Source organism: Dactylosporangium sp. NPDC000555 (assembly GCF_040300025.1).
GTDB lineage: Bacteria > Actinomycetota > Actinomycetes > Mycobacteriales > Micromonosporaceae > Dactylosporangium.
Genome location: NZ_JBEPDB010000013.1, coordinates 68,438 through 95,165 on the forward strand (window position 1 = coordinate 68,438; position 26,728 = coordinate 95,165).

Here is a 26,728-nt window from a genome sequence, read left to right on the forward strand (position 1 = left end):
GACGCACGGCAACCGAATCGTCCACGGACGCCGGCCATTGCTGATCCCTGCCGACGTGGTCTGCCTGGCCGTGATGCAGGTACTGGACCATCGACGCACCCGTCAAGCGATCCCTGGTCGCCTATGACCACTGATTTTCAAGGCATCAATCATCTAGGGCGGCAGGCGGGTCCGGATCCGTGGCTCCGGCGTCACGGTCGCGGTGTCAGCGCCTCCGCTCCGCGGCGTCGCCCGGACGGATCAGACCCGTCTCGTACGCCAGGATCACCACTTGCACCCGGTCGCGCAGCCGCAGCTTCGCCAGGATCCGTTTCACGTGCGTCTTGACCGTCGACTCCTCGACGCCGAGCAGCTCGGCGATCTCGGCGTTGGTGTGCCCCCGCGCCACCGATTCCAGCACCTCCCGCTCGCGCGGCGTCAGTTCCCGCAGCCGTCGCCCGGCGACCGGATCCGGCCGCGGCTGGCGGGCCATCCGGTCGATGACGGTCCGGGTCACCGCCGGCGACAGCAGCGACTCGCCGGCCGCGATGGTGTGAATCGCGGCGATGAGCTGCTCCGGCTGGGTACGTTTGAGCAGGAACCCGGAGGCGCCCGCGCTCAGCGCCCCGAACACGTAGTCGTCGTCCTCGAACGTCGTGAGGATGAGAATCCGGGCCGGTGAGCCGCTCGCCACGATCTCGCGGGTGGCGCCGATACCGTCCAGGTGTGGCATCCGCACGTCCATGAGCACGACGTCCGGGCTCACCCGCCGGGTCTGCTCGACGGCCTCCCGCCCGTCCGCGGCCTCGCCGACCACGAGGATGTGGTCGTCGCTGGACAGCACCGCCCGCAGCCCGGCCCGCATCAGGTCGTCGTCGTCGACCACCAGCACCCTCGGCCCGCTCACGTCATCACGCCGGGAGCCCCGTCGGCCGCGAAATGCGGCAGCCGGGCCGACAGCCGGTACACGCCGCCGGTCACCCCGGCCCGCAGCGTCCCGCCCAGCAGCACAGCCCGCTCCCGCATCCCGACGATGCCGTGCCCGCCGCCGGACGGCGGGATCGTGGTACCGGTCGGGTTGGTGACGGCGATCTCGACGGCCTCCGCGGCGAAACGCACGGTCACGTCGGCGCTGCCGTCGCCGTGGCGCGTCGCGTTGGTCAGCGCCTCCTGCAGGATCCGGTACGCCGCCGAGGCGACACTGCGCGGCACCGCACCGGGGGAGCCGACGATGCGGCTGGTCAGCGCCAGCCCGCCCGATCGGAACCCGTCCAGGAGGTCGTCGATCGCGGCCGGGCCGGCCGGCGTCAGGTCGCTCTGCCCGTCCTCACGCAGTGCCCGGACCAAGCGGCCGATCTCATCCATCGTGCCGCGAGCGACGTCCTCGATCGTGGCCAGTGCCCGCTTGGAACGCTCCGGGTCGCGCTCGTGCAGCAACCGCGCGGCCCCGGCCTGCACGAGAATGACGCTGATCGCGTGACCGGCCGAGTCGTGCAGCTCCCGCGCGATGCGGGTGCGCTCCTGCGCGGCGGCGAGCCGGTGCTCCCGCTCCACCTCGCGCTCGGTCCGCGCGGCCCGCTCCTCCAGCGCGACGATGCGCTCACGGCGCAGCCGGCTACGGTCGCCGGTGATCCAGATCGCGACGAACATCACCGCCAGAAAGGTCAGTTCGACCGAGATGCGGGTCAGGTCGTCACCGGCCAGCTGGTACGCGACCGCCATCAACGGACCGAACCCGACCACCGCGGCCAGCGCGGAACGCCGCACCAGATCGGAGCCGCCGCTGTACCGCGCGGCGACGCCGTACCCGCCGATCGCGGCGCCGAGCGGGAAGTCCAGCGGATAGTTCAGCATCATCAGGGCGAGGGAGGCCACGCCAACGACCACGTAGACGGTCACCGGGGCACGCCCACGCAGCGCCAGCGGCACCGACGACCCGACGGCGAGCACCACGCCGAGCGCGTCGAGCGGGACGGACTTCGGGTCCGGGGTGCCGAGCCCATCCATGGCGAGGGTGCTCACCGCGATGGCGAGGGTGAGCGCCGCGATCCCGGCATCCAGCAGCGCGGTACGCCTGTCCACGATGCCAGCCTAGAGAGCCGAACCGCCCGGCGGAACGCTCCTGGGGAGGACGCCGTGTACCTCCGTGGGGGTACACGGCGCTCCCTTCACCGGGTGTTGTCCCGCGGCGTCCCGCACTCCTACCGTCCCGGTCGAGCAATCCAGCCGATGCCAGGGGAGGCAGGCGCACGATGGCGCAGACCGCGCACAGGGAGCACAGGGAACAGACACACCGAGCTACCGTCTTCACTCGGCTGGCGACCCGTTCGTACCGCCACCGCTGGCTTTCGCTGACCGCCTGGGTGGCCGTCCTGGTCGCCGTCACCGTCGCCGCACAGGTCATCGGTGCCGACTACCGCAACGACTTCTCGCTCCCCGGTACCGACTCGCAGCGGGCCATGGACACCTTGCGGGAGCGGGCACCCGCACAGGCCGGCGCGACGGTCCAGGTGGTCGTGCAACGCAAGGCCGGTCTCGCCGCGCAGCCCACCCGGGACCGGATCGAGGCCATGCTCCGCGACGTGCGTGCGCTGCCCCGCGTCGCGGAGGTCCGCAGCCCGTACGCCGACCCGAGCGCCATGTCCCGCGACGGCACCATCGGCTTCGCGACGGTCATGCTCGACGCCCCCGCCGAGCGGATTCCCGACGAGGCCGCCCGCCGCATCATGGACACCGCGCAGGCCGCCCGCGGCGACGGGCTGCGCGTCGAGCTCGGCGGCGACCCGATCCGCGACGCGCAGGAAAGCGCGGGCGGCGCCGCCGAAGGCGTCGGGATGCTGGCCGCGCTGGTCATCCTCGTGCTGCTCTTCGGCTCGCTGCTCGCCGCGAGCCTGCCGATCATCATCGCGGTCTTCGCCGTCGGCAGCGCCATCGGCATCATCGCCCTCGCCTCGCACCTGGCCACGATCGCCGACTTCACCGCGCCGCTGATGCTGCTCGTCGGGCTCGGCGTCGGCATCGACTACGCGCTGCTCGTGTTCTCCCGTTACCGCGGCGAACTGGTCGCCGGCGCGGACCGGACGACCGCCACCCGCACCGCACTGGACACCGCCGGCCGAACCGTCTTCTTCGCCGGCTGTACGGTCATCGTCGCGCTCCTCGGTCTCATCGCGCTCGGCCTCGGCTCGCTGCAGGGCGTCGCGGTCGCCATCGCGGTGACCGTCCTCGTCACGATGATCGCCTCGCTGACGTTGCTGCCGGCGCTGCTCGCGGTCGTGGGCGCGCGCGTCGAGCGCGGTGTCCGCAAACGCGCCGCCCGCGGCGCCCGGCGGGACGGGGACCGCTGGCGGGCCTGGTCGGCGCTCGTGCAACGACGGCCGTGGCCCGCTCTGGTCCTCGCGGTGGGAGCGTTGCTCGCGCTGGCCTGGCCGGCGGCAGGCATGCGACTCGGCTTCGCCGACGCCGGCACCGACGCGCCGTCGACGACCACCCGCAACGCGTACGACCTGCTCGCTGAGGGCTTCGGCGCCGGCTTCAACGGCCCGCTCGTCGTCGTGGTGCGCGGAGACGCCGAAACGGCGGCAACCGTCCAGCGGACGCTGACGAGCACGACCGGAGTCGCGGCCACGACACCGCCGCTGCCGTCGGGCGCGGATCTGTCGACCATCATCGTCTTCCCGGACACGGGCCCGCAGGACGCGCGCACGGCGGCACTGGTCGACCGGCTGCGCTCGCAGACCCTGCCACCGCTGGCCGCGAGCAGCGGCGCGACGCTGCTCGTCGGCGGCGGTACGGCCGGCGTCGTCGACTTCGCCGAAGCGGTGAGCGGCCGGCTGCCGATCTTCGTCGGCCTGGTCGTCGGCCTCTCGGCGCTGCTACTGCTCGTGGTGTTCCGCTCCGTACTGATCCCGATCAAGGCCGCGCTGCTCAACCTGCTCAGCGTGGGTGCGGCGATGGGCGCCATCACGCTGGTCTTCCAGGACGGAAGATTCGGCGTGCAGCCCGGCCCGATCGAGGCCTACGTCCCGGTGATGATCTTCGCGATCGCCTTCGGCCTGTCCATGGACTACGAGGTCTTCCTGCTCGCCCGGATGCACGAGGAATGGCAACGCACGCGCGACGCCCAGCTCGCGATCCGCGAAGGGCTCGCGACCACGGGCCGTATCGTCACGGCCGCGGCGGCCATCATGGTTCTGGTGTTCGGCTCGTTCCTGCTCGCCCCGGGCCGGATGCTGCAGCAGTTCGGCCTCGGCCTGGCGGTTGCCGTCCTCCTCGACGCACTCGTCATCCGCTGCCTCATCGTGCCCGCGGTGATGCGACTCCTCGGCGCCCGCGCCTGGTGGCTGCCACGCCGGCTCGACCGGTCCCTCCCGCACGTGGCACTGGAGGCGGCACACCCGGTCAGCGCCGCCCCTGCGGATTGAGGTGAAGCAGTTGGCGGTCCGGCTTTGACGAGCTCCTCAGATCTGTGGAGCCACCGATTCGGGTAGCGGCGAGACCGAATGTGTACTGCGCGTGTACTGCCGGCTGGCAGGCTTCGGGGGTTGCCAGTGGTCCCGACTATCGGCGCGCGTGCCGGATCGGAAGAGCGTGGTGGTACGGCTTCGGCTCAGGCTTCTTGGTCCGTTAGAGGTGTTCGTCGACGAGCGACCCTACCCGCCGCCGGTGGCCCGGCAGCGGACGGTGCTCGCACTCGCCATCCTGGACCCCCGTCGCTTCGTGGCCAGGCGCCGGCTGGTGACCGAGCTGTGGGAGTACACGGTGCCGGTGTCCGCCGGCGCCAACCTCCGCAACAGCGTGTCGTCGCTACGGCGCTGGCTGACCGACGCCATCGGGCCGGGCCTCGACGGCACAGCCAGCCCGCTGACCAGCGTCGACGAGGGCTGGGCCCTGAGGTTGCCCCCCGGTGTCCTGGTCGAGACCGACGTCACGGAGTTCGATACGTGGCTCGCGACCGCGCGGGGGCATCTGGCGCGGTCGGACCACGACGGCGCGATCATGGCGCTGGAGCAGGCGCTGCAGCGCTACCAAGGCATGCCGTTCCAGGGCATCCCGGTCGGGCCGGCGCTCGCCGCCCGGGCGGCCGACCTCGACCTTCGGTGGAAGGCGGCGGTCGAGGACTACACGGCCGTGTTGCTGCGGCGGGGCGCCCACGAGCAGGCCGTGCACCTGCTGCTGGACTTCCTCGGCCAGCACCCGGAACGCGAGCGGGCCTGGGATCGGCTGATGCGCGCGCAATACCAGATGGGTGACGCGGTGGCGGCCCTGCACACCTACCAGCGGGCCCGCCGGCTGCTGGTGGAGCGGTTCGGTATCGAGCCGGGGGCGGAACTGGCGAACACGCACCGGGCCGTGCTGCGCCGGACCCTCGACACAGTCTTCTGACGGAAGTGCACGATCTGGGTGCCCGCCCGAGCCGTCCGGTGCATGGGCTCGGGCGGGTGCTCCCTACTTCGGCGTGGTCGGGGAGTCCAGCCAGGTGTTGATGAGGGACGTGAAGTCCTTGCCGGTGTGCTGGTTCACGAACGCGATGAACGAGGCCCGGTCCTGGTTCGTGCCGCGGTTCTTCTGTGCCCAGTCGGTCGCCATCGCGAAGAACGCGGCGTCACCGATCTGCTTGTGGATCTGGTGCAGCATGAGGGCCGGGCAAAGGTAGACGTTGCTCTCCGCGAAGCTGTCCGCCTTGGGCTTGCCGGGCGGGCCGATCTTCTCGCGCAGCCGGGCGTCGCGGCCGCGGGCCCAGTCCTCCCACTGCTTGGCCGTGACCTTGTCGCGCTCGTTGGTGTACAGGTGCTGCGCGTAGAAGGCCCAGCCCTCGTTGAGCCAGAGGTCGTTCCAGTTCGTCGTGGTGACCGTGTCGCCGAACCATTGGTGGGCGTACTCGTGCACCACGTCGGCCTCGAAGCCCCTCTTGAAGTCGGCGTCGCTGTCGGCTTCGGGCAGGCCCATGGTGATCATCTGCTGGGTCTCCATGCCGGAGGTCGACGGCACCATGACGATGCCCGCGCTGTCGAACGGATACGGGCCGAAGTGCTTCTCCAGCCACTCCAGATACTGCGGCGACTTGCGCAGGTACGGCAGGGCCTTGTCGTCGGTGCCCTGGCGGTACCAGTAGGTGAGTGGGATCCCGTGCGGACCCGTCGCCGTCTCCTTCTTGTACTTCCCGACGGCCAGGGTCGTCAGGTAGCTCGCCACCGGCTCCGTCGAGGCGTACTTGAACGTGTTGCCGTCCTGGCCCTTCGGCGTGCCGTTCGCGATCGCCGACCAGCCGTCCGGCACGGTCACCGAGATGTCGTACAGCGCCTTGTCCGACGGCTGGTCGTTCACCGGATACCAGGTGCCCGCGCCGTACGGCTCCTGCATCGTCCACAGGCCGCCGTCCTCGGTGACGGTCAGCCCGAGCGGCTCGGCGTCGCCGCGGTGTGACGGCATCGGCACCGTCGTCGGCGTGCCGTGGTACTTGACGACAAGCGTCGCGAACGCGTCCTTGGCGACCGCCGCGGGGACCGTGAGCTTCGTGTCCGCGACGGTACCGCCGGCGGCCACCCCGTTCAGCGTGACCTTGTCGAGCGCGTACGCCTTCGAGAAGTCGAGCTTCACCTCGGTGAGATCGGCCGCGGCGCGCAGCTGGAGCGTCGCCGTGCCGGTCAGCGTCTTCGTCTCCGGCTGCCAGGCGAGGTCGAGCCCGTAGTGCAGCACGTCGATTCCGGGGTTGCCGTAGTTGGGGTACACCGGATCGGCGACCGGTGTGGAGCGGCCCGCCGCCCATGCGCTGTAGTCGGGGCCGGCCGGGCTGGGGGAGGCACTGGGCGCCGCGCTGTCGGTGGCCCTCGGCTTCGGGCCGCTATCGGTGCAGGCGGCCGTCAGCAGTGCCGCGGAGAGTACGACTGGGAGCCATGATCGACGCACGGCGCAGACGATACGGTACCGCGGCCTGCGGCGATGCCCCAGTGACAACGACCTGCCGCCGTGCGGCGCCGGCATCCGGCACCGACCCTCACAGAGCGTCACGATGTGAATACTAGGTATCTCCTATTCAAAAGGTAGGTGTAGTGGGTATAGTCCCGTGCCATTGGATTTCCTACCGCCATGGGAGTGCACTGATGCGTCGACTCACGGCCGTTCTGGCCGGCGCGCTACTGCTGCTCGGCACGTCGCTGGTTGCCGGCTGCGCCGACAAGTCCGACAAGTCCGCCGAGTCCGCCGGCGCGTCCGGTGCGGCCGAGGAGCCGCTGCGCGTGGGCTACCAGCGCTTCGGCGGCCTGAGCCTGGTCAAGGCGCGCAAGGCCGAGGCGTCCGGCACGACCTGGAATCTGTTCGAGAGCGGGCCGGCGCTCACCGAGGGGATCAAGGCCGGGGCCGTCGACATCGGCCAGGTCGGCGAGGCGCCGCCCATCTTCGCCGCTGCCGGGAAGATCGACTTCAAGATCATCGCTACGTCGGCGCCGGTGCCGAAGGGCGAGGCCGTGCTGGTGAAGGCGAGCAAGGGGTACACCTCCTTCAAGGACCTCCGCGGCAAGAAGGTCGCCCTCAACAAGGGCTCCAACGTCAACTGGCTGCTCGTGCGCCTGCTCGAGGCCAACGGCATGACCATCAAGGACATCGACGTGCAGTACCTCAAGCCCGCCGACGCCCGCCCGGCCTTCGACAACGACCAGGTCGACGCCTGGATCATCTGGGATCCGTACTTCTCCCTCGCCGAGTCGCCGGGCGTCAAGGTGCTCGTCGACGCCACCGGCCTGGCCAACAACCGCGAGTACCTGCTCGTCTCCCCGCAGGCGCTGAAGAGCAAGCCCGGCAAGATCCGCGAGTTCCTCAAGACCTACCGGCAGGTCACCGACTGGGGCATCGCCAACCCCGACGAGCGTGTGAAGATCCTCTCCCCGGAGCTCGGCATCCCCGAGGACGTCGCCCGCCGGGCCCTGGAGCGCAGCGCCCAGCCGCTCGCCGCGATCACGCCCGAGATCGGCGCCGAGCTGCAGCAGATCTCCGACGGCTTTACCGAGCTGCAGCTGATCCCGGTCAAGGTCGACATCAAGGCCCGCGTCGACGAGCAGTTCTCGGACCTGTTGCGATGACGCTGCTCGCCCGCAGTACCGCGGCCACCGCCGCCGCGCCCGCCACCGCCCGGCGGGCCCGCGCCCGGCGGTGGCGGCGCGCGGTCACCCCCGTGGTCCTGCTCGCCGCCTGGGAAGGCAGTGGCCGGGCCGGGCTGCTCGACACCGACAAGCTCCCGGCGCCGAGCGCCGTGCTCGAGACCGGCTGGCGGCTGGCCGCTGACGGCACGCTGGGCGGCTACTTGCTCGACTCGATCCAGCGGGCGCTGCTCGGGCTGCTCGTCGGCGGCCTGCTCGGCCTCAGCCTCGGCGCGCTCGCCGGCCTCTCCCGCCTCGGCGACGACCTCGTGGACCCGACCGTGCAGATGGGCCGCATGCTGCCCCACCTCGGCCTCGTGCCGCTGCTGATCATCTGGGTGGGCATCGGGGAGTCCCTGAAGATCACGCTGGTCGCGCTGGGCGCGTTCTTTCCGGTGTACCTCAACACCTACGCCGGCATCCGCAACATCGACGAGCGCCTCGTCGAGGCGGCGCGCGCCTGCGGCCTGAGCGCCCTGGAACGCGTCCGGCACGTCGTCATCCCCGGCGCGCTGCCCTCGCTGTTTCTCGGCGTGCGGCTCGCCTTCGCCGCCGGCTGGCTCAGCCTCGTCGTCGGCGAGCAGGTCAACGGCCAGGGCGGCCTCGGCTTCATGATGATGGAGGCCCGCGAGTTCAGCCAGACCGACATCGTCGTGCTCGGCCTGGTCGCGTACGCGCTGCTCGGCCTCGTCTCCGACCTCGCGCTGCGGTACGCCGAGAGGAGGACGCTGGCATGGCGCCGGGGCCTGCAGGCGACGTAGCGGTCGCCGCCGGGGTGCGGCGCACCTTCGGCCCGACCGTTGTCCTCGACGCCGTCGACCTCACCATCGCCCGCGGCGAGGTGGTGGCGCTGCTGGGCGCGAGCGGCTCGGGCAAGAGCACGCTGCTGCGCGTGCTCGCCGGCCTTGACGAGGAGGCGACCGGCACGTACCGCACCGAGGGCGCCACCGCCGTGGTCTTCCAGGAGCACCGGCTGCTGCCGTGGAAGCGGGTCGGGGCCAACGTGGCCCTCGGCGTGCGCGGTGGCGACCTGCCGGCCCGGGTCCACGAGGCGCTCACGGAGGTCGGCCTCGCCGAGCGGGCCGGCGCCTGGCCGGCCGAGTTGTCCGGCGGCCAGGCCCAGCGGGTAGCCTTCGCCCGCGCCCTCGTCCGCCGCCCGGACCTGCTCCTGCTCGACGAGCCGTTCGGCGCCCTGGACGCGCTGACCCGCCTGCGGATGCAGGGCTTGTTCGGCCGGCTGCGCGAGCATCACGGGTTCGCGGCGCTGCTGGTCACCCACGACGTCGACGAGGCACTGCTGCTCGCCGACCGCATCCTCGTCCTCGACGCCGGGCGCATCGTCGAGGACCGCCAGGTGCCCCTGCCACGCCCACGCACCGCCGACGCCCCCGGTTTCGCCGCCGAACGCCGCGCGCTGCTGGGCCTGCTCAACGTCCACTGACGACCGGTCAAGCCGCTCGGCCAGTGACACCGCGTCGCCGGCCGGGCGGTGGGCCGGCTGCGAGCGGATGGTCATCGGTTTCGGAAATCGGAGCCGTCATGGATTTCTCGGTGGCATGGACGCCAGCCGATTGCCATCATGCGAGCGTGACCAACGATCCTCTGCTCGAACGCGCTCAGCAGGTCTGGGCCGACCTGGCCGGGACTCCGGTCACCTTCACGGAGTCAGCCATCGAAGTGGTGGCCTCCCCGCAGTCGTTGCTGTGTCCGCCAGGCTGGATAGGCATCGTTGCTCTGGGCCGCGCCGTGATCGCCACGGCGCCTGACAATGGCACCGCTGAGATCGTGAAGCACGCCCTCAAGGACCTCCCCGCGACCGCCATGATCGACCCGGCCGCGTTGCGTGACAGGTTGCCGGTCAAGGAGACGCTGGGACCAGCGACCTTGGCCTACTGTGACTCGGCCGGCTTCCACCCGGCCGAGTCCAGTGCCGTCGAGACGATCTCCGCGGACCACGCCGACATGGCAGCTCTGCTCGCTCGGGTGTCTGTCGAGGACACCGACGAATCCGGTTTGGCCGATATCACATCCCCGGCGTTCGTGGTGCGCACCGGAACGGACATCATCGCGGCGGCAGGTTACCGATGCTGGCCCAGGCGCACCGCCCACGTCAGCGTGCTGACCGCCCCGGCAGCACGCGGACGAGGGCTCGGCCGCGTCGTCGCTACCGCAGCCGTCCTGGACGCGCTGAATGCCAGCCTGCTCCCGCAGTGGCGAGCCCGCCCAGAAGCGTCACGCCGAGTGGCCCGAGCGCTCGGCTTCCGCGAACTGGGCTCCCAACTGAGCGTCAACCTTATGCCCGCCGACAGAGCTCAGCGATTCTGACCAGCCACCAACCTGTGGCGCTGTTCGTCACCGGCACTCGACGCTCGAACTCACCGACGAAGTCACCGCGGCAGTCAGGCCGTGCGCGCTAGGACTGTGACATGGTGGAATCGATTGACGCGTATTTCGTCTGCGGCACCCCGCGGACCGGCAGCTCGCTCCTGCTCGGCCTGCTCGGGTCCACCGGTGTCGCGGGCCGCCCTCAGGCGTACTTCCGTGAGCCCGACGAGCAGCTGTGGGCTGAGCGGTGGAGCCTGCCGGGGGACTGGTCCTACGACGACTTCGTCCGCGCCGCGATTGAGGCGGGTCGCACCCCCAACGGCGTCTTCGGTGCGAAACTCATGTGGGGTACCCTCGACCGGCTCGTCGACGGCCTCGCCACGGTCTACCCGACGCTGGCCGGGCGCGACCTGGACCTGCTGGAGCGCGCCTTCGGCCGGGTCCGGTTCATCTGGGTGTACCGCGAGGACACCCTGGCCCAGGCGGTCTCCTGAGTCCGTGCCGAGCAGACCAACGTGTGGTACATCGGCGGCAACGGCGAGATCGGCGACACCGGCCCGAGCGGGCGCGCGCCGACCTACGACACCGACCGGCTCGCCGAGCTGATGAAGACCATCGAGGAGCGCGACGCCGCCTGGGAGGACTGGTTCCGCCACGCCGGGGTCGAGCCGTTCCGGGTGCGATACGAGGACCTCGCCGTTGACAAGGTTCGCGCGACCGAGGAGATCCTGGCGTATCTCGGTCTGACGCTGCCGGTGGACGGCCGTATCTCCGAGATGCACGCCCGGCAGGCCGACCCCCTCAACCGGGAGTGGATCGAGCGGTTCAGGGCCGGGGCCGGACCGCGATGACGCGGCCAGATTCGCGGCTGGATGAACGCCGAGGAGCGTCCGGTTTGACTCAGCGCGGAGTGGGCTGGCGGCCAGTCACCCGGTTGCCACCGGTGCCGCAGCGACGGCTCGAACAGCGGCCTCGAGTTCGGTGCGGGTGACTTTGCGGCGAGCGACGGCCGCTACGTTGCCGGCCTGGTCAAGGATGACGGTGTTTGGGATCGTGCGGGGCGAGATCGCGGGAAAGATCAGCGGGATCTCGCCGGCCGGATCGAACAGGCTCGGGTAGGTCAGATGATAGAAGTCGACGAATTTCCTCGCCTTGCCGCGGTCATCGAGGACGTTCACGCCAAGCATGCGCACACCGAGGCTGGCGGTGGCGTCGGCGACAGCCTGCAGATCCGGCGCTTCGTCACCGCAGGGCGCACAGGAGGATGCCCAGAAGTTGACCACTACAACGGAGCCGCGCCATTCGGCGAGCCGAAACGCGCTGTTGTCGAGGAGATGTCCGGTCAACGCTGGCGCGGCCTGACGGCTCGCCGGCGGAAATTGGAAGATTGCGGTAGCGGAGGGACGCGCTTCACCGTCGTGCGGGCCGTTCGTGGCAGCCGTTTGCTGCAAATACCAGGCGGCCACCATAGTGACCGCGGCGATTGTGCACGCAACAACGCGACGACGTGTGAACAACGCACTCCCTTGAGGTCGATGCACCTCTCGAAATTCGTGTAGACGATAGCTTAGTGTGACCGTCAATTGGGCGCTTGGCATCGCGAGAAGCCGAGTTCCGGCGGCGCTGGCCGCGCCTGCGATCTGCGTCGCCCGACCATCATGTTCGCCGTGATCACGGAGTAAAAATGCACACGGAGCAGCACGTTCGCTCCGTGATCATGAAGAACCCCGTGCACTGTGGGCGCCGGACGCATGACCACGGAGACTTTGCTCGGCGGACTGCCGCTGCCAGCACCCGCACGCCGCCGCCGACGAACGACCCATGGTCAGAGGTGAACCGGCCGGCGCGTACGCCGCCGAGCCGGTCCTCGCCACCGAATCAGCTCGTTGACGGTTATGCCGCGCCCGTCAGCTTCGTCAGTCCGCTCTCGAGCTGATCCAGGACCGCGAGTGCGTCGCCGTACCCGCCGGGCAGAAAGTCGGGAAAGGGCACGAGCCGCGTCGCCCGGACCGCGGCGAGCTGCTTGAATCCCGTCTGGGCGAACAGCTCGGGCCCCTTGTTGTTCGGATTGCCGTCGTAGCCGGAGTAGAACCCGATCACGTCGGCGTCGGCGAGGATGTCGATCTGCTCGTAGGACACCTTGCGGTTGCGCCTCCCGACGTCTCCTTGCTCGCGGTCGCGAACTGGACGCCGGCCGCGGAGAGGATCTTGCCGACCTCGGATTCGAGGCCGTAGACCCAGAACTGGCCGTTGTCGAAGCCGCCCTGCAGGATGTTCCAGCGGTAGCGGCCCAGGATGTCGGCGTGCTTCGTCTTGATCGCTTCGTTGCGGGCGGCGACCCGCTTGTCGAGCGCGTCGAGCGCGTCGAGCTTGTTGACCGCTTCGGCGGTGGTCTTCGCGCTGGCCTGCCAGCTCGTGACGGGGATGATGACTGTCGGCGCGATCGCGCTCAGCTTGTCGTAGGCCTTGGTGTTCCACGGGTAGTCGGCGCCGATGATGAGGTCCGGCTTCAGCGCGGCGACCTTCTCGATCTGGACCTCGCCCGCGTTGCCGATCTTCGGGGCCGCGTTCCACTGCGACGCGTACCGCGGCGAGATGTACTGGGCCCCTTGGTCATAGACACCGACCGGCTCCACACCCAGGTCGTACAGCGTCGCCGTCGCGGACGGCTGGATGGACACGACACGCGTGGGGTTCGCCGGTACGTCGACCGGACCCTTGGCGGTCTCGACGCGCCGGCTCGGCGGCGTCTCGGAGGTGGTCGCCGGCCCGTCGCCGGTCGACCCGCACGCGGCGAGCCCGAGCAGCGCGGCGGCGCCGAGGCCGCCGGCGAGCAGACGGCGGCGGCTCAGCTCGTTGACGATCCGCGCGAACTCGACCTCGGTGTCGAGTGTGATGACTGGCATGGGTTCTCCTGGGTTCAGTGAACGGTTGCGTGACGGGGCCGACCCTGTATGGGATCGTGGCGACGGCGGCGGACGGGAACGACCAGTGGCGATCCGGTCTGCGGGTCGTCGATGATCTCGCAGCTCAGGCCGAAGACATCCGCGACGAGGTCGGCGGTGACGATCTCGCCGGGCGGGCCCTGGGCGACGATGCGGCCCTCGCGCATGGCGATGAGATGGGTGGCGTACCGGCAGGCGTGGTTGAGGTCGTGCAGGACGGCGACCAGGGTGTAGCCCTGCTCTTCGTGCAGGTCGGCGCAGAGATTGAGCACGTCGATCTGGTACGCGATGTCGAGGAAGGTTGTGGGTTCGTCCAGCAGCAGGATCCTGGTCTGCTGCGCGAGGGTCATCGCGATCCAGACCCGTTGCCGCTGCCCGCCGGAGAGCTCGTCGATGTAGCGGTCGGCCAGGTCGCGCACCCCGGTGGCTTCCATCGCCTCGGTGACGACGCGTTCGTCGTCGCGTGACCACTGCCGCAGCAGCTTCTGGTGCGGATAACGGCCGCGAGCGACCAGGTCGGCCACGGTGACGCCGTCGGGCGCGATCGGTGACTGTGGGAGCAGGCCGAGGTGGCGCGCAACCTCCTTGGAGGGCATGGAGGTGATGGCCTTGCCGTCGAGGTAGGCCGCGCCCTGCTTGGGCTTGAGCATGCGGGACAGGGCACGCAGCAGGGTCGACTTGCCGCAGGCGTTGGCACCCACGATGACGGTGAACGATTGGTCGGGGATGACCACGTCGAGGGCGGTGCTGATGACCCGTTCCTCGTAGGCAAGGGTGAGGCCGGCCGCGTGCAGTCGCGACTTTCCCGTGACGACGGGCTCCGGCGCGACGGGCTGGGCCCGACGGCGCAAGCCGAGTGGTCTCATGAGCGTCCGGCCTTCCATTCGTGGGCGAGCAGCCAGCACAGGTAACCCCCGCCGATGACGCCGGTCGCCACCCCGACCGGGAGTGGGGTCGACGGGATGGCCCGTTGCGCGGCGAAGTCGCTCGCGCAGAGCAGCAGGCCACCCATGAACGCGGCGGGCACGATCAGCGCCCCGGCCGAGCGGGTCAGCCGCCGGCACAGCTGCGGCGCGGCGAGGGCGACGAACCCGATCGGGCCGGCGGCCGCGGTGGCGGCGGCGGCCAGCGCGGTCGCCGAGACGACCAGGACGAGCCGGGTGCGTTCGATCGGGACGCCGAGGCCCTTGGCCGACTCGTCGCCCATCTCCATCCACCCGAGGGTGCGCCCGGCCACGACGGTGACCGGGGTCAGCACCGCCAACGTGACCACCAGCGGGCCGACGACGTTCCAGCCGACGGCGTTGAGGCTGCCGATCAGCCATATCTGGGCGTTCTGCGCGTCGTACAGCTCGGCGCGGGTGAGGAGGTATGAGGTGAGCGCGGTGAGCACGGCGCTGACACCGATGCCGACCAGAACGAGCCGATAGCCGGCGACCTTGCCGCGCTTGACCGACAGCAGGTATACGACCAGGGCGGTCGTGAGTCCGCCGAGAATCGCCGCGCCGGCGATCTGCGACTGCCCGCCACGGTGGATGAGGATCTCGGCGACCGCGCCGGTGGCCGCGCCGCTGGTGAATCCGACGATGTCCGGGCTGCCGAGCGGGTTACGAGACAGGGACTGGAACACCGCGCCGCTCATGCCCAGTGCGGCCCCGATCAGCAGTGCCGCGACCAGGCGCGGCAGCCGCAGCGTGACCACGATGAACGACTCGGCCCCGGTGCCGCGACCAAGCAAGCTGTCGATCACGCCCGACAGCGGGACCGGGTAGTCACCGGTGGTGAGGCTGAACGCCGACAGCACCACCGACGCGGCAGCGAGGATCGCACAGAGGAGCACGGTGCGGGGCTGCCAGCGCAGCGAGACGCTGTCGCCGCGGATGCGCAGCACGCGGCCGCGGACGATCGGGCGATCGGCCGGCGGGGAAGTCGTATCGAATGCGGTCACAGCTCGGGAATCCGGCGGCGTCGGACGAGTGCGATGAACACGGGCGCCCCGACGACAGCGGTGACGATACCGACCTGGATCTCCCCTGGCCGGGCCACCACCCGGCCGAGGATGTCCGAGCTGAGCAGCAGGATCGGACCCAGCACCATCGAATACGGCAGCAGCCACCGGTGGTCCGGGCCGGTGATCAACCGCGCGATGTGCGGGATGGTCAGCCCGATGAACCCGATCGGCCCGAGCGCGGCCGTGGCCGCCCCGCACAGCAACGTGACGGCTACGGCGCCGAGCACGCGGGTGCGGGTGATGTTGCTGCCCAGTGCGCGAGCCGTCGCGTCACCCAGCGCGAGCGCGTTCAACGCCCCGGACAGCCCGAGCGCCAGCAGGGCGCCGACGGCGAGGAACGGCAGCACCTGCCAGAAGATCGACAGGCGCACTCCGGACAGCGACCCCACGCCCCAGAAGCGGAACTGGTCGAACACAGCCGGGTTCAGCAGGGTCACGAACGAGATCAGCGACCCGAGCACCGCGCTGATCACGGTGCCGGCCAACGCGAGGCGGACCGGGGTCGCACCGGAGCGGCCGCGGGAGCCGAGCAGGTAGACCAGCACCGACGCCATACCGGCGCCGAGGAACGCGAACCACACGTAGGCCGTCAGGTCGGTGAACCGCCAGATCCAGATCGCCAGCACCACCGCGGTCGAGGCGCCGATGTTCACGCCGAGGATGCCCGGGTCGGCCAACGGATTACGAGTCATCGCCTGCATCAGCACGCCGGCCAGCGCCAGAGCTGCCCCGACCGCGACGCCGAGCAGGGTGCGCGGCAACCGCAGGTCCAGCACGACCACGCCGTTGACGGTGTCGAGCCCGTCGAACAGGGCGTGGACAACCCCGGACAGCGGGATCGGTTTCGCGCCGACCGCGATGCTGACCAACATGACGAACAGCAGGACCGCCAGTGCGATCAGCAGGCCGAGGACGCGTAACGCGATCACACTGCCCCGGATCGGTTTCTCCGGCTGCCCGTTGGCGGGCGCGAGCGGCGGCTCGGCGGTCACCGTGGTGGCGCTCACCCCTGCCCACCACTGCGGTCAAGGCTCGACGGCGTGGAACGGGTCATCATCACTTCCTTGCGGCAATCATGGGCACGGGCAAGGAAAGCGGAGGGTCACCGACACGTCTCGGGGATTAGGTTAGGCTAGCCTTGCCTGACCTAGGGTAGGTGCCGCCTTGACCGCACGGCAAGGCACGGCTACGCCAATCGGTGTCGCCTACGCGCCGCGATGTTGCCGATCCGCCGTGCCGGCTGGCGATTCGCTGCCTGGCTCGTCAACACTGGACGCCAGCGACAGATGCCCGCTCGACGCGGGCGTCGGCGTTGCCGAAGTAGGCAGCGGGAGTGTGGCCGGTGAGGCGGCGGAACGCGGCGACGAACGCGCTGGCGGTCGCGTAACCGACGTGCTCGGCCACCCGCGCGACCGGCTGCCCTTCGGCGAGGTAGGCGATGGACGCCTGCAGCCGGGCGTGCGCCCGCCACTGGGTGAAGGTCATGCCGGTCTCGGCCAGGAACAGCCGCAGCAAGGTACGCGAGCTCGACCGCACCGCGCGGGCCAACTCGTCAAGGCTGCGGCGATCGGTCGGATCGGCCAGGATCAGGTGTGCCACCTCCCGTGCCCGCTCGTCGGCGGGCAGCGGGAGTTCGATGGTGGCTTTCTCGACCGGGCGGAGCACGTCCAGCAGCACGGCCTCGCCGTGGGAGCGGGCGGCCTCGGTCAGCTCGCCGGCGAGGTAGGTGATCAGGTGCCGGGCCAATGGTGGTACGGACACGACGGTTGGTTCGGTCCACGCCACCGGGCAGCCGGCCGGCTCAAGATAGATGCCCTGCATGATCGAGGTGCGAAGCGCGATCGACGCGTGCCACACACCGCCCGGAATCCAGAGCGCGAGCGTCGGGGGCAGGACCCAGTAGCGGTCCTCGACATCGACCATCAGCACGCCACTGCGGACCCAGGCCAGCTGGTGCGCTTTGTGCACGTGCCGGTCGAACTTCTGCCCGCGGGCCATGTCGAAGCGGGCCAACCCGATCGCACGACCACTCACCGCCGCCTCACTCCTTCGTGCTCGTCCGCTCGCCGTCGCCGACACCATCGTGACTGATAGGCGATAGCGATTGGCGCACTACTGCGTTTACGTCAAGGTTAGGTGAACCTAACGTCGACACGGTGACCGCCCCCGCCATTTCCCTTGCCGACGCGGCCGACCGGACGACCGGCGCACCGGGTACCGAGCTGGTATCGCCACGCGGCATGTTGTGGCGCGCGCTTGGCTCGCGGCGACGCGATCTGGTCGCCGCCTCGGTGTTCTACAGCACGCACCAGTTGGGCGAGGCGATGGTGCCGGTCATCATCGGCGCGACCATCAGCGACGCGGTGCAGCACGGCAACTGGGCAGCGATCGGCGGCTGGCTGGCCGTGCTCGCCGGCGATTTCGCATTTCTGTCGCTGTCCTACCGGTTCGGCGCGCGGGCCAGCATGCGGGCCAAGCAGCACGCCGGACACGTCGTGCGGATATGGCTGAGTGACCGGGTGGTGCAACCGGCCGGCGGGATTCGCAACACCCCCGGCGACCTGCTCAGCCGCGCCACCAGCGACGCCGGCCGGGTCGGCGCCTTCGCCGGGATCCTCGCCACCGTCATCGCCGCCGCCGTCGTCCTGGTCGTGTCGACTCTCCTGCTGCTGCGCTTCTCGCCGCTGTTGGGCTCGATCATCGTCGCCGGTACCGTCGTGCTGCTGATCGTCCAGAACCGCGTCTCCGGGCTCTTGCGCCGCCGCAGTGCCGTGGAGCAGCACGAACAGGCCCGCAGCACCGCGCTGGCCGAGGACCTGATCCGCGGGCTGCGGGTGCTCAAAGGGATCGGTGCCGAGCGCACCGCCGCGAACGAGTACCGGCGCGTGAGCCAGGGCGCGATGCGGGCGGCGTTGCGCGCGACCTCCTCCGCGGCCACGATCTCGGCGGTCGGGTCGCTGCTCAGCGGGATCTACCTGACCGTGATCGCGGGCGTCGGCGGCTGGCTGGCGCTCTCCGGGCACCTCGGGCTCGGGCAGCTCGTGTCCGCGCTCGGTCTGGCCCATTTCGTCATCGGTCCGATGCGGGTCGTTTCCGGCGCCAGCCCCGCCTACGCCCGGGCACTGGCCTCGGCCGGTCGTATTCACGAGGTCCTTGTCGCCGAACCCGCCGTGTCACCGGCAGCTCCTGGCCAGGGTGCGCAAGCTCGTCCCGACGTCGGTTCCGGCCTGGCGTTCGAGGCGGTGCGCGTGCTCGATACCGGCCCTGCGCTCGACGCGGCCTTGCCGGCGAACGCGATGTCCGGTCTGGTCTGTGCCGATCCCGTTGCCGCCGCCGCGGTGCCGGCCCTGCTGGCCCGCGAATACGACCCATCGGCCGGACGGCTCCTCCTCGGCGGCCCGGACATCGGCTGGCATGACATCGCCACGCTGCCGCTGGAGACGCTGCGCACCGCGGTGCTCGTGTGTCCGCACGACACGGTGCTGCTGCCCGGCAGCATCGCCGACAACCTGCACGTCCTCACCGGGGACGAGGGCGCGGTGGCGGCAGCCGCGCACGCGGCGTTCGCCGACCAGGTCATCGACGCCGTGCCGGACGGAGCGAACACCAGCGTCGGCGACCGCGGGGAGACTCTCTCCGGCGGTCAGCGGCAACGCATCGCGCTGGCCCGCGTCCTCGCAGCCGGTTCGCCGGTACTCGTGCTCCACGACCCGACCACCGCCGTCGACGCGGCCACCGAGGACCGCATCGCCGAGCGCGTCCGCACTCTGCGCACCGGGCGCACCACCCTGGTGGTCACGACCAACCCGGTCTGGCTGTCCCGTTGCGACCAGGTCATCTATCTCGACGCGAACGGCTGCCGGACCGGCACACATGCCGAGCTGTCAACTCGCGTCCCCGCCTACCGGGAGACCGTCGCCCGATGAGCACCGACACCACAACGGCGCTGCTGCCGGTCGCCACTGGGCGACAGGTCCGCCGCTACGTCCAGACGCTGTTGCGAGGGCGCTGGAGATGGTTGGCCGCCACGATCGTCGTGATGATCGGCGACAGCGCTCTCGGACTGGCCGGGCCGATCGCGATCGGCCAGATCACCCAGGCCATCGCTGACCATGAATCCCCCCACGCGCTTCTCGGCCCGATCGTCCTGCTCGCCGCCGCCACCGTCGCGGCCGCGGTCACCGGGTGGGCCTCGAGCGTACTGCTGGTCCACGTCGTGCTGCCGGGCGTGGCCCGGCTCCGCGAAGCCACCCTCACCACCGCTGTGCGGTTACCGGTCGACGTGGTCGAGGCCGGCGGCATCGGTGACCTGGTCTCCCGCGTCTCCGGCGACGTCGAGCGGGTCAGCGAAGCCGCCGAGGGCGCGCTCGGCAGGTTCCTCGCCGCCGGGCTGGCCATCCTGTCCACCCTGGTCGGGCTGGCCAGCCTCGATTGGCGCCTCGCGCTGGCCGGCCTGCTGGTCGTCCCCGTCCAGGCACACGCGCTGCGCTGGTACCTGCGCACCTCCCGGCCGATCTACGCCGGCGGGCGCATCGCCGACGGGAAACGGGCCTCCGCCATGCTCGCCGGCTTCACCGCCCTGCCCACCCTGCGGGTATTGCGGCTCGGCCAGCGGCAGCGCGACCGGATCGCGGCCGCCTCGACCGACTCCATGGAGTACGAATTCCGCGCCATCCGCACCGCGACCCGCTTCTACGGGCGGCTCAACGTCGCCGAGTTCATCGGGCTCGGCGCGATCCTGCTCGTCGCGTTCGTCCTCGTCCGCGACGGCACGGCGAGCATCGGGGCCGCCACGACGGCCGCGCTGTTCTTCGCCGCCCTGTTCGGCCCCATCAACACCGTGCTCGGCGTGTTCGACAGCATCCAGCAAGCCACCGCCAGCCTCGCCCGCCTTGTCGGCATCACCACCACCGACGCCGAACCGCGTCGCCGGATCGGGGCGAGCGTCGCAGCCGATGCCCGGCTCGAGTCGGCGCCCGCCGGATCCGGCCCAGCGTCCGCGGCCCCGGCCCGGCGCCCCGCACTCGACGTGGACAGCGTCCGGTTCGGCTACCCCGGCAGGCCCGACGTGCTGCACGACGTCACCCTGCACCTGCCCCCAGGCCGGCACGTCGCCATCGTCGGCGCCACCGGGTCCGGTAAGTCGACCCTCGCGTCGCTGCTCGCCGGGCTGCGGCAACCACACGGCGGCCGTGTCACGCTCGACGGCACCCCCGCCGGCGACCTCGACCCGGCCCGCCTGCACCGGACCATCGCGCTGGTCACCCAGGAGACCCACGTGTTCGCCGGGACCATCGCCGACAACCTGCGCCTGGCTGAGCCCCAGGCAACGACCGACAACCTCACCGCCGCCCTCGACGCCGTCGGCGCCGGCTGGATCACCACCCTGCCGGACGGTCTGGACACCGCCGTGGGCAGCGGGGGCGCTCCCTTGACCGCCAGTCAGGCCCAGCAACTCGCCCTCGCACGGCTGCTGCTGCTCGACCCCGCCATCGTCGTACTCGACGAGGCCACCGCCGAAGGTGGAAGTGACACCGCTCGCGCCCTCGACCACGCCGCCACCGTCGTCACCCGGGACCGCTCCGCGGTGGTCATCGCCCACAGCCTGTCCCAAACCGCGACCGCCGACACCATCCTCGTCATGGACGCCGGCCGCATCGTCGAGCACGGCACCCACGACGACCTCCTCAACGCCGGTGGTTCCTACGCCGCGTTGTGGTCCGCCTGGTCGCAACCCCGCTATCCGGGTGGTCATGGACGGCCGGCCGCGGATAACGCGACCAGAATCGCGGAACACAGGCCGGCAGCGAGTTGAGGGCACGAGCGCGGTCCGGCGCCCCACCCGCCGGCGGACCCCATGATCACGGAGCGCTCGTGTACCAGGGAGTACACGAGCGCTCCGTGAGCATGGCGAGGTCAGCAGCCCGTCCAGATGACGGCGAGCTGGGATAGGCCGGAGCCCGCCAAGCCGAGGATCGTGTGGCCGTCGGCGCTGACCCAGTGGATCCTGATGTCGCGGCCCTGGTACTGGGGGAGGGCGACGGGCGTGTTCCCGCGGTACAGCAGCTCCTTGCCGTCGACGGTGGCCACGATCGTGCCGCTCACGCCGACCGTGTCGACCGTCGCGTTCGTCCGGTACAGGCCCGACTCGGGGTGACCGACCTGCTCGACGGTGCCGGAGCCCAGGTGCCACCGCACGTAGATCTGCTCGCCCGCCAGCTCGCCCTTGCCGTCGCCCTCGGGGTCGGCGCCGGGCCGTTTGGCGGCGACTTCGCCGAACAGCTGGTCGCCGCTGGGGTAGCTGGCCCAGCCGGTGTGGTAGCCGGGCGGCAGCGGCAGCGGGGTGCCCTTGCCGTCGGACGTCCACCTCGTCGGGACCATCCTGACCGTGCCGTAGACCGTGCTGTCGTCGGCGATCGCCAGCGCGGTGGACACCGGGCTGCTGAAGACCTTGACGCCGCCCGCCGCGGGCCAGAGGACCGCGCGGCGGTCGGTGCCGCCCATCCGGACCTCGCCCACGACGTCGCCGCGGGCGTTGATCGCCGACACCCGCACGTCCTGGGACCCTGACGGGGTCGGCAGGTCGCTCAGCGTGCCGTTGCGTACCACCGCCGCGCGGTCCACGCCGTGGGTGCCCGCGATCGTGCCGGAGGCGTTCACCGCTTCAGGGCGGAACGCGTCGGGCAGCGCCTGCCGGTGCCCGTCGACCCAGAGGGCGGCACCGGAGAGGCCCGAGCCGATGATGTAGTGGCCGGTCGGGTCGGCGGTCAGGATGTCGAGCGGCTGCTGGTTCGCCTCGTCGAACACGGGCGCGACGGTGCAGCCCGGCGCCACGGGCGGCAGCGGCGAGATGACCGGACCGGATGGCGCGACCCCGGTGGTGCCCGGCGACGACGGCGCGGCGGGGGCCTGTCCGGCGCTGCCGGGGCCCGGCCGCGCGTACGCGACGCCGACCCCCAGCGCCAGTGCCGTCAGGGCCGCCGTTCCGGTCACCGCGGCCGTGCGGCGGCGGTGGATGGTGCGCGCGTGGCGGTACACGTCCTCGGCACGCAGTCGCGATGGGGGCGGATCGCCAGCCGGTCGTCGACCGTCTCGCCGCCCCCGTCGACCGGCCGGTCGGGCGCGCTGTCCCGCAACAGGACCGCGGACCAGGGCCGCCGCCGCTCGGCGAGGCAGGCGCGGACGACCATGGTGCGGACGTACGCGTCGAGATTGTCGACCTCCGACATCCGCGGCCACCGCCGGTACAGCACGGTCAGCGCGTTCTGCACGGCGTCGTCGGCGCGATGTGCGTCGCCCAGCACGAGGTAGGCGACGTGATGCAGCCGCGGTATCCGCGACCGGACGTACTCGATGTAGTCGTGCTCCTGTTCGGCACGCAACGGCCGGCTCCCCTCGGTCGTCTCCGTCACCCAAGTCGATGCCGGCACCGGGGCATCCGGTTCAAAACTCGCGCGACCGGCCGACGCGAGCCGAATCGTGCTTTCCGCCAGCCTGGGCCGAATCATGGCAAAGATCGGTTTTCGCACGATGTTGAGGAACCCGCGGCGCCCCGGTCTCTGGCGCCGAGGGTTCCTCTTCGTCTCGGCGCGCCGCTACGCGCTGTGTGGCGTACTTGGCTTTTTCGGCCCATTGAGACACCCAGGCGGTTCGGTTAGGGTGCCATCCACGACAGTGGGACGGCGGTCTCACATTTCGGGCCAGTGTTGTCCCGTCGCGATCCGGATGCACCGCCAGGCAACGGGAGGCCAGTCATGCCTGATCCGATGGGATTCATGAAGTACCGCCGGCAGTTGCCGCTGCTGCGCCCGGTGCCCGAGCGGGTGGCCGACTGGCGCGACGTATACCAACGCGTCGACGAACAGATGATCCACGAGCAGTCCAGCCGGTGCATGAACTGTGGCGTCCCGTACTGCCACAACGGCTGTCCGCTGGGCAACCTGATCCCGGACTGGAACGACCTGGTGCGCGTCGGCGACTGGGAGCGCGCCGCGGACACGTTGCACGCCACGAACAACTTCCCCGAGTTCACCGGGCGGCTCTGCCCGGCCCCGTGCGAGGCGGCCTGCGTCCTCGGCATCGGTGACGACCCGGTCACGATCAAGCAGGTAGAGGTCGAGATCATCAACCGCCTCACCGATGGCGGGCCGCTGCGGCCCTTCACGGTCGCGGCGAGCTCCGGTCACAGCGTCGCCGTGGTCGGCTCCGGGCCGGCCGGTCTGGCCGCCGCGCAGCAGCTGGCGCGGGCCGGACACGCGACGACCGTGTACGAGCGCAGCGACGCCGTCGGTGGCCTGCTCCGCTACGGCATCCCCGACTTCAAGCTGGAGAAGCGCCACATCGACCGGCGGGCCGCTCAGCTCGCCGCCGAGGGAGTGGTGTTCGTCACCGGCTGTGAGGTCGGCGTCGACGTTTCGCTGGCCGAGCTGCGGGAGCGGCACGACGCCGTCGTCCTGGCCTGCGGCGCCCTCGACCCGCGCGACGTGCCGGGCACTCCCGGTCGCGAGCTCAGCGGCATTCATCAGGCGATGGTGTACCTGGAGGGTGCGAACCGGGTCGTCGCCGGCTCGCTGGACGCACCGCCGATCGACGCGGCCGGCCTGAACGTCATCGTCGTGGGCGGCGGCGACACGGCCGCGGACTGCCTCGGCACCGCGCACCGGCAGGGCGCGGCCAGCGTGCAGCTGGTGGAGGTGGCACCGCTGCCCCCGCCGCAGCGGGACGGCGGTCGCGACCCCTGGCCGACCTGGCCGACCATGCTGCGCAGCGGCTCGGCCCACGAGGAGGGCGGCGAGCGCAACTTCGGCTGCGCGGTGCGCCGCTTCCTCGGCGACGACGAGGGGCGGCTGCGCGCGGTCGAGCTGGTGGACGTCCTCATCGGCCCCGGATTCACGCTGAGCGAGGTCGAGGGAACGGTCCGCGAGGTTCCGGCCGACCTGGCTCTGCTGGCGATCGGCTTCGGCGGTACGCAGCCCGGACCGCACCTGGCCCAGGCGAAGCTCACCCGCAACGGGCGCGGCACGATCGACGCCGACGGCGACTGGCAGACCGAGGCGCCGGGCGTCTTCGTGGCCGGCGACGCCCGCCGGGGACCGTCGTTGATCGTCTGGGCGATCGCGGAGGGCCGCTCGGCCGCCGCGGCGGTCCACCAATACCTGGGCGGGGGCGGACGCCTGCCCGCCCCGGTCACCCCGGCCTCGATATCGCTCAGCGCGAGGTAGGCCCGGCGCCGCCGGTACCAACCACCTGCGGCGGTGACGCTCAGAGCAGGGTGTCGGCGAAGTTCCTGAGCTGGGCCAGGTTGGCGCATTCGACGACGCGGTCGCAGTGCGGCGCGTAGTGGTGGATCGCCGAGTCCCCGGTGTTCCAGTTGGCCTGGCGTTCCGGGTTGAGCCAGTAGACGTGCGCGGCCCGGCGGGCGACGAGGCGCAGCCGCTCCTCCTGCGGCGACCGGTAGTTGTTGCGCCCGTCGCCCAGGATCAGCACGGACGTGCTCGACCGGACGGCCGACGCGTAGCGGCTGGTGAACGTCTCCAGCGCGTGGCCGTAGTCGGAGCGCCCGTCCAGCCAGATCAGCCTCGGGTCGGCCGTGATCGTGGCGAACGCCTGTTCGGCGGTGACGCTCTCCACGAGTACATCCGTGACCTCCACCAGGTCGTCGATGAAGGCGAAGGTCCGGATCTTGCGGAACTGGAGTCGCATCGCATAGAGCAACTGGAGCGTGAAGCGCGCGAACGTCGCCACCGAGCCGGAGACGTCGGCGATCACGACGAGTTCCGGCTTGGGCTTGGCGGGCGGCTTGAACCGCAGCTGTACCGGCGTGCCGCCGGTCGACAGGGACGCCCGGATGGTGCGGCGGAAGTCGAGCGGGCCCCGCTGCCGCAGGCGTTGCCGGCGGGCCAGGCGGGTGCCCAGGGTGCGTACGAGTGGGGTGATCGCCCGGCGCATCGCGACGATCTCCGCGCTGGACGCGTTCATGAAGCCGATCGCGTCCTGCAGCGGCGGCCGGACCACCTTGGCGACGGCGCCGGCACCACGGTCGGCGACCAGCCGGCGGCGGATCTCGAGTTCCACCGTCGACTCGACGTAGGCCACGGTCGCGCCGAGCCGGTCGCGCCGGAGCCGGAGCTCCAGTGGTGACCGGGCGGGCTCGGCGGCGCCGATGTCGGCGACGAGGCGGTCCAGGTCGAGGCTGCGCAGGACGCGGAACAGGTACGCGCGCCCCGCGACCGGCCGGCCCGGTTCCATCTCGGCATACCGGTCCACGGCCGCGTCCGCGATCCGGCGCAGCACCGGGCGGTTGTCCGCGGCCAGGGCATCGCGCAGCGACGCGGCGAGCTCGTCGTCGGTCAGGGTGTGGAAGACAACGGTCTTTCCGGCGGCCGGCGCCGCCCGGATGTCACCGAAGTAGAGGTCGAAGACGACGTCGAACGCGTCCAGGTGCTCGCTGCGCTTGACCATCGTCGCGCGCAGGGCGACGCGGAGGTCGTCGCGTTCGGCGAAGTCGATCGACCGGACGGCCTCGACGGCGTCGGTCAGCTCGGCCAGCGAGACCGGGATCTCGACACGGCGCAGTTCGTCTGCGAATCTGGATATCGTGTCAATCAACGCGACACCCCGTCAACCTAGTGAACGCTCGTTGCCCGCTGTCCTGCTGGTGCACGGCTTCGGGTCCTCCTTCGACAACGACTGGCGCCGCAACGGTTGGGTGGATGTGCTCGCCGATCTGGGCCGCCGCGTCGTCGGGCACGATCTGCTCGGGCACGCCGAGGGCAACCACGACGCCGACCCGGCGAGCTACGCCGGCCTCGAGGAGCACGCCTTCGCGCCCGCCGCCGCGCTCGCCCCGGTCGACGCGGTCGGCTTCTCGCTGGGCGGCCTGATCCTGCTGCGCCTGGCCGCCGACGACCCGTCCCGGTTCCGGCGGATCGCGGTGCTCGGCGTCGGCGACCCGGTCGTCGGCCTGGGCCGGCCGCATGCCGACCGCCCGCTGCCCGACGTGATAGGTGCGCTGGACGGCACGACGGTCGCGCCGGATCCGGCCTCCGGTGTCTTCCGCCGCCTGGTGGCCTCGCACCGCGCGGACACCCGCGCGCTGACCGCGGTGATCCGCCGGCCACAGCGTCCACTCACGACAGTCGACCTGCACCGCGTCGACGTGCCCACGCTGCTGGCGATCGGCGACGACGACTTCGCCGGACCGGCCACCCGGCTGGCCGCGGAACTTCCCCGCGCGTCGGTCGTCGAGCTGCCCCGAACCGATCATTTCGCGACGCCCTCCTCGCTGAAGGCGATGGATGCGGTGCTGCGCTTCCTCGCGTCCGACTGACCGG

The 26,728-nt window shown here is 71.1% G+C and carries 23 protein-coding genes and 1 pseudogene; 11 read left to right on the top strand and 13 right to left on the bottom strand.

Going from position 1 to position 26,728, the window contains the following annotated elements:
* Positions 1-205: 205 nt before the first annotated feature.
* Positions 206-886 carry a response regulator gene (locus tag ABT297_RS11450; RefSeq protein ID WP_350547661.1) on the bottom strand — a complete coding sequence of 227 codons (681 nt, stop codon included), beginning with the start codon at positions 884-886 and terminating at the stop codon, positions 206-208.
* Entirely contained in the window at positions 883-2,061 is a 1,179-nt protein-coding gene (locus ABT297_RS11455; protein WP_350547663.1) for a sensor histidine kinase, read from the bottom strand. The genes ABT297_RS11450 and ABT297_RS11455 overlap by 4 nt, the downstream gene beginning before the upstream one ends.
* Positions 2,062-2,342: 281 nt before the next feature.
* On the opposite strand from ABT297_RS11455, the gene ABT297_RS11460 reads away from it, so the two are divergent.
* The gene (locus ABT297_RS11460) at positions 2,343-4,403 is read left to right on the top strand and encodes an MMPL family transporter (RefSeq protein WP_350547665.1); all 2,061 of its coding nucleotides are present in this window, start codon (positions 2,343-2,345) and stop codon (positions 4,401-4,403) included.
* A gap of 208 nt (positions 4,404-4,611) precedes the next feature.
* Positions 4,612-5,364, top strand: a complete 753-nt coding sequence (locus ABT297_RS11465; protein WP_350547667.1) for an AfsR/SARP family transcriptional regulator — start codon at positions 4,612-4,614, stop codon at positions 5,362-5,364.
* A 63-nt stretch (positions 5,365-5,427) separates the two neighbouring features.
* On the opposite strand, the gene ABT297_RS11470 is transcribed toward ABT297_RS11465, so the two are convergent.
* On the bottom strand, positions 5,428-6,888 hold the full coding sequence (locus tag ABT297_RS11470) for a M1 family metallopeptidase (protein ID WP_350547669.1): 1,461 nt from the start codon (positions 6,886-6,888) through the stop codon (positions 5,428-5,430).
* A gap of 194 nt (positions 6,889-7,082) precedes the next feature.
* Here ABT297_RS11470 and ABT297_RS11475 point away from each other — a divergent pair, with 194 nt between their 5' ends.
* From ABT297_RS11475 to ABT297_RS11495, 5 genes and pseudogenes are all read left to right on the top strand, one after another.
* The gene (locus ABT297_RS11475) at positions 7,083-8,057 is read left to right on the top strand and encodes an aliphatic sulfonate ABC transporter substrate-binding protein (protein ID WP_350547671.1); all 975 of its coding nucleotides are present in this window, start codon (positions 7,083-7,085) and stop codon (positions 8,055-8,057) included.
* Positions 8,054-8,875 (top strand): ABC transporter permease, encoded by an 822-nt coding sequence (locus ABT297_RS11480; protein WP_350547673.1) that lies wholly within the window; start codon positions 8,054-8,056, stop codon positions 8,873-8,875. The genes ABT297_RS11475 and ABT297_RS11480 overlap by 4 nt, the downstream gene beginning before the upstream one ends.
* Complete coding sequence (locus tag ABT297_RS11485) at positions 8,848-9,555, top strand: ABC transporter ATP-binding protein (protein ID WP_350547675.1); 708 nt, start codon at positions 8,848-8,850, stop codon at positions 9,553-9,555. The genes ABT297_RS11480 and ABT297_RS11485 overlap by 28 nt, the downstream gene beginning before the upstream one ends.
* A 98-nt stretch (positions 9,556-9,653) precedes the next feature.
* A complete protein-coding gene (locus ABT297_RS11490; protein ID WP_350547677.1) occupies positions 9,654-10,439 on the top strand; it encodes a GNAT family N-acetyltransferase in 786 nt (261 codons plus the stop codon).
* Between the two features lie 101 nt (positions 10,440-10,540).
* Positions 10,541-11,290 (top strand): annotated as a pseudogene (locus ABT297_RS11495) (Stf0 family sulfotransferase).
* A gap of 75 nt (positions 11,291-11,365) precedes the next feature.
* On the opposite strand, the gene ABT297_RS11500 reads toward ABT297_RS11495, so the two are convergent.
* The 7 genes from ABT297_RS11500 to ABT297_RS11530 form a co-directional block, all read right to left on the bottom strand.
* A complete protein-coding gene (locus ABT297_RS11500) occupies positions 11,366-11,908 on the bottom strand; it encodes a TlpA family protein disulfide reductase (RefSeq protein ID WP_350547679.1) in 543 nt (180 codons plus the stop codon).
* A gap of 424 nt (positions 11,909-12,332) precedes the next feature.
* Positions 12,333-12,578: a hypothetical protein gene (locus ABT297_RS11505; RefSeq protein ID WP_350547681.1), complete on the bottom strand. Its 246-nt coding sequence runs from the start codon at positions 12,576-12,578 to the stop codon at positions 12,333-12,335.
* Complete coding sequence (locus ABT297_RS11510; protein WP_350547683.1) at positions 12,536-13,345, bottom strand: ABC transporter substrate-binding protein; 810 nt, start codon at positions 13,343-13,345, stop codon at positions 12,536-12,538. Before ABT297_RS11510 ends, ABT297_RS11505 begins: the two co-directional genes overlap by 43 nt.
* A 14-nt stretch (positions 13,346-13,359) precedes the next feature.
* Positions 13,360-14,250, bottom strand: coding sequence for an ABC transporter ATP-binding protein (locus ABT297_RS11515; protein ID WP_350547685.1), 891 nt, complete (start codon positions 14,248-14,250; stop codon positions 13,360-13,362).
* Positions 14,247-15,332, bottom strand: a complete 1,086-nt coding sequence (locus ABT297_RS11520; RefSeq protein ID WP_350547687.1) for a FecCD family ABC transporter permease — start codon at positions 15,330-15,332, stop codon at positions 14,247-14,249. Before ABT297_RS11520 ends, ABT297_RS11515 begins: the two co-directional genes overlap by 4 nt.
* Positions 15,329-16,324, bottom strand: coding sequence for a FecCD family ABC transporter permease (locus ABT297_RS11525; protein WP_502885559.1), 996 nt, complete (start codon positions 16,322-16,324; stop codon positions 15,329-15,331). The genes ABT297_RS11520 and ABT297_RS11525 overlap by 4 nt, the downstream gene beginning before the upstream one ends.
* A 334-nt stretch (positions 16,325-16,658) precedes the next feature.
* Positions 16,659-17,429 (bottom strand): AraC family transcriptional regulator, encoded by a 771-nt coding sequence (locus ABT297_RS11530; protein ID WP_350547691.1) that lies wholly within the window; start codon positions 17,427-17,429, stop codon positions 16,659-16,661.
* A gap of 122 nt (positions 17,430-17,551) precedes the next feature.
* On the opposite strand from ABT297_RS11530, the gene ABT297_RS11535 reads away from it, so the two are divergent.
* Both ABT297_RS11535 and ABT297_RS11540 read left to right on the top strand, forming a co-directional pair.
* A complete protein-coding gene (locus tag ABT297_RS11535; RefSeq protein WP_350547693.1) occupies positions 17,552-19,321 on the top strand; it encodes an ABC transporter transmembrane domain-containing protein in 1,770 nt (589 codons plus the stop codon).
* Positions 19,318-21,210, top strand: a complete 1,893-nt coding sequence (locus ABT297_RS11540) for an ABC transporter ATP-binding protein (protein ID WP_350547695.1) — start codon at positions 19,318-19,320, stop codon at positions 21,208-21,210. Before ABT297_RS11535 ends, ABT297_RS11540 begins: the two co-directional genes overlap by 4 nt.
* Positions 21,211-21,311: 101 nt before the next feature.
* Here the strand turns inward: ABT297_RS11540 and ABT297_RS11545 are convergent, their stop codons facing one another.
* Together ABT297_RS11545 and ABT297_RS11550 are read right to left on the bottom strand one after the other, a co-directional pair.
* Entirely contained in the window at positions 21,312-22,433 is a 1,122-nt protein-coding gene (locus ABT297_RS11545; protein WP_350547697.1) for a hypothetical protein, read from the bottom strand.
* A complete protein-coding gene (locus ABT297_RS11550; protein WP_350547699.1) occupies positions 22,385-22,777 on the bottom strand; it encodes a sigma factor in 393 nt (130 codons plus the stop codon). Before ABT297_RS11550 ends, ABT297_RS11545 begins: the two co-directional genes overlap by 49 nt.
* A gap of 372 nt (positions 22,778-23,149) precedes the next feature.
* Between ABT297_RS11550 and ABT297_RS11555 the strand changes: the two genes are divergently transcribed.
* Positions 23,150-24,616 carry a glutamate synthase subunit beta gene (locus ABT297_RS11555; RefSeq protein ID WP_350547701.1) on the top strand — a complete coding sequence of 489 codons (1,467 nt, stop codon included), beginning with the start codon at positions 23,150-23,152 and terminating at the stop codon, positions 24,614-24,616.
* 40 nt (positions 24,617-24,656) lie between these two features.
* Here the strand turns inward: ABT297_RS11555 and ABT297_RS11560 are convergent, their stop codons facing one another.
* Positions 24,657-26,003, bottom strand: a complete 1,347-nt coding sequence (locus ABT297_RS11560; protein ID WP_350547703.1) for a vWA domain-containing protein — start codon at positions 26,001-26,003, stop codon at positions 24,657-24,659.
* A gap of 31 nt (positions 26,004-26,034) precedes the next feature.
* Between ABT297_RS11560 and ABT297_RS11565 the strand changes: the two genes are divergently transcribed.
* On the top strand, positions 26,035-26,724 hold the full coding sequence (locus tag ABT297_RS11565) for an alpha/beta fold hydrolase (protein WP_350547705.1): 690 nt from the start codon (positions 26,035-26,037) through the stop codon (positions 26,722-26,724).
* The last annotated feature ends 4 nt before the right edge of the window (positions 26,725-26,728 follow it).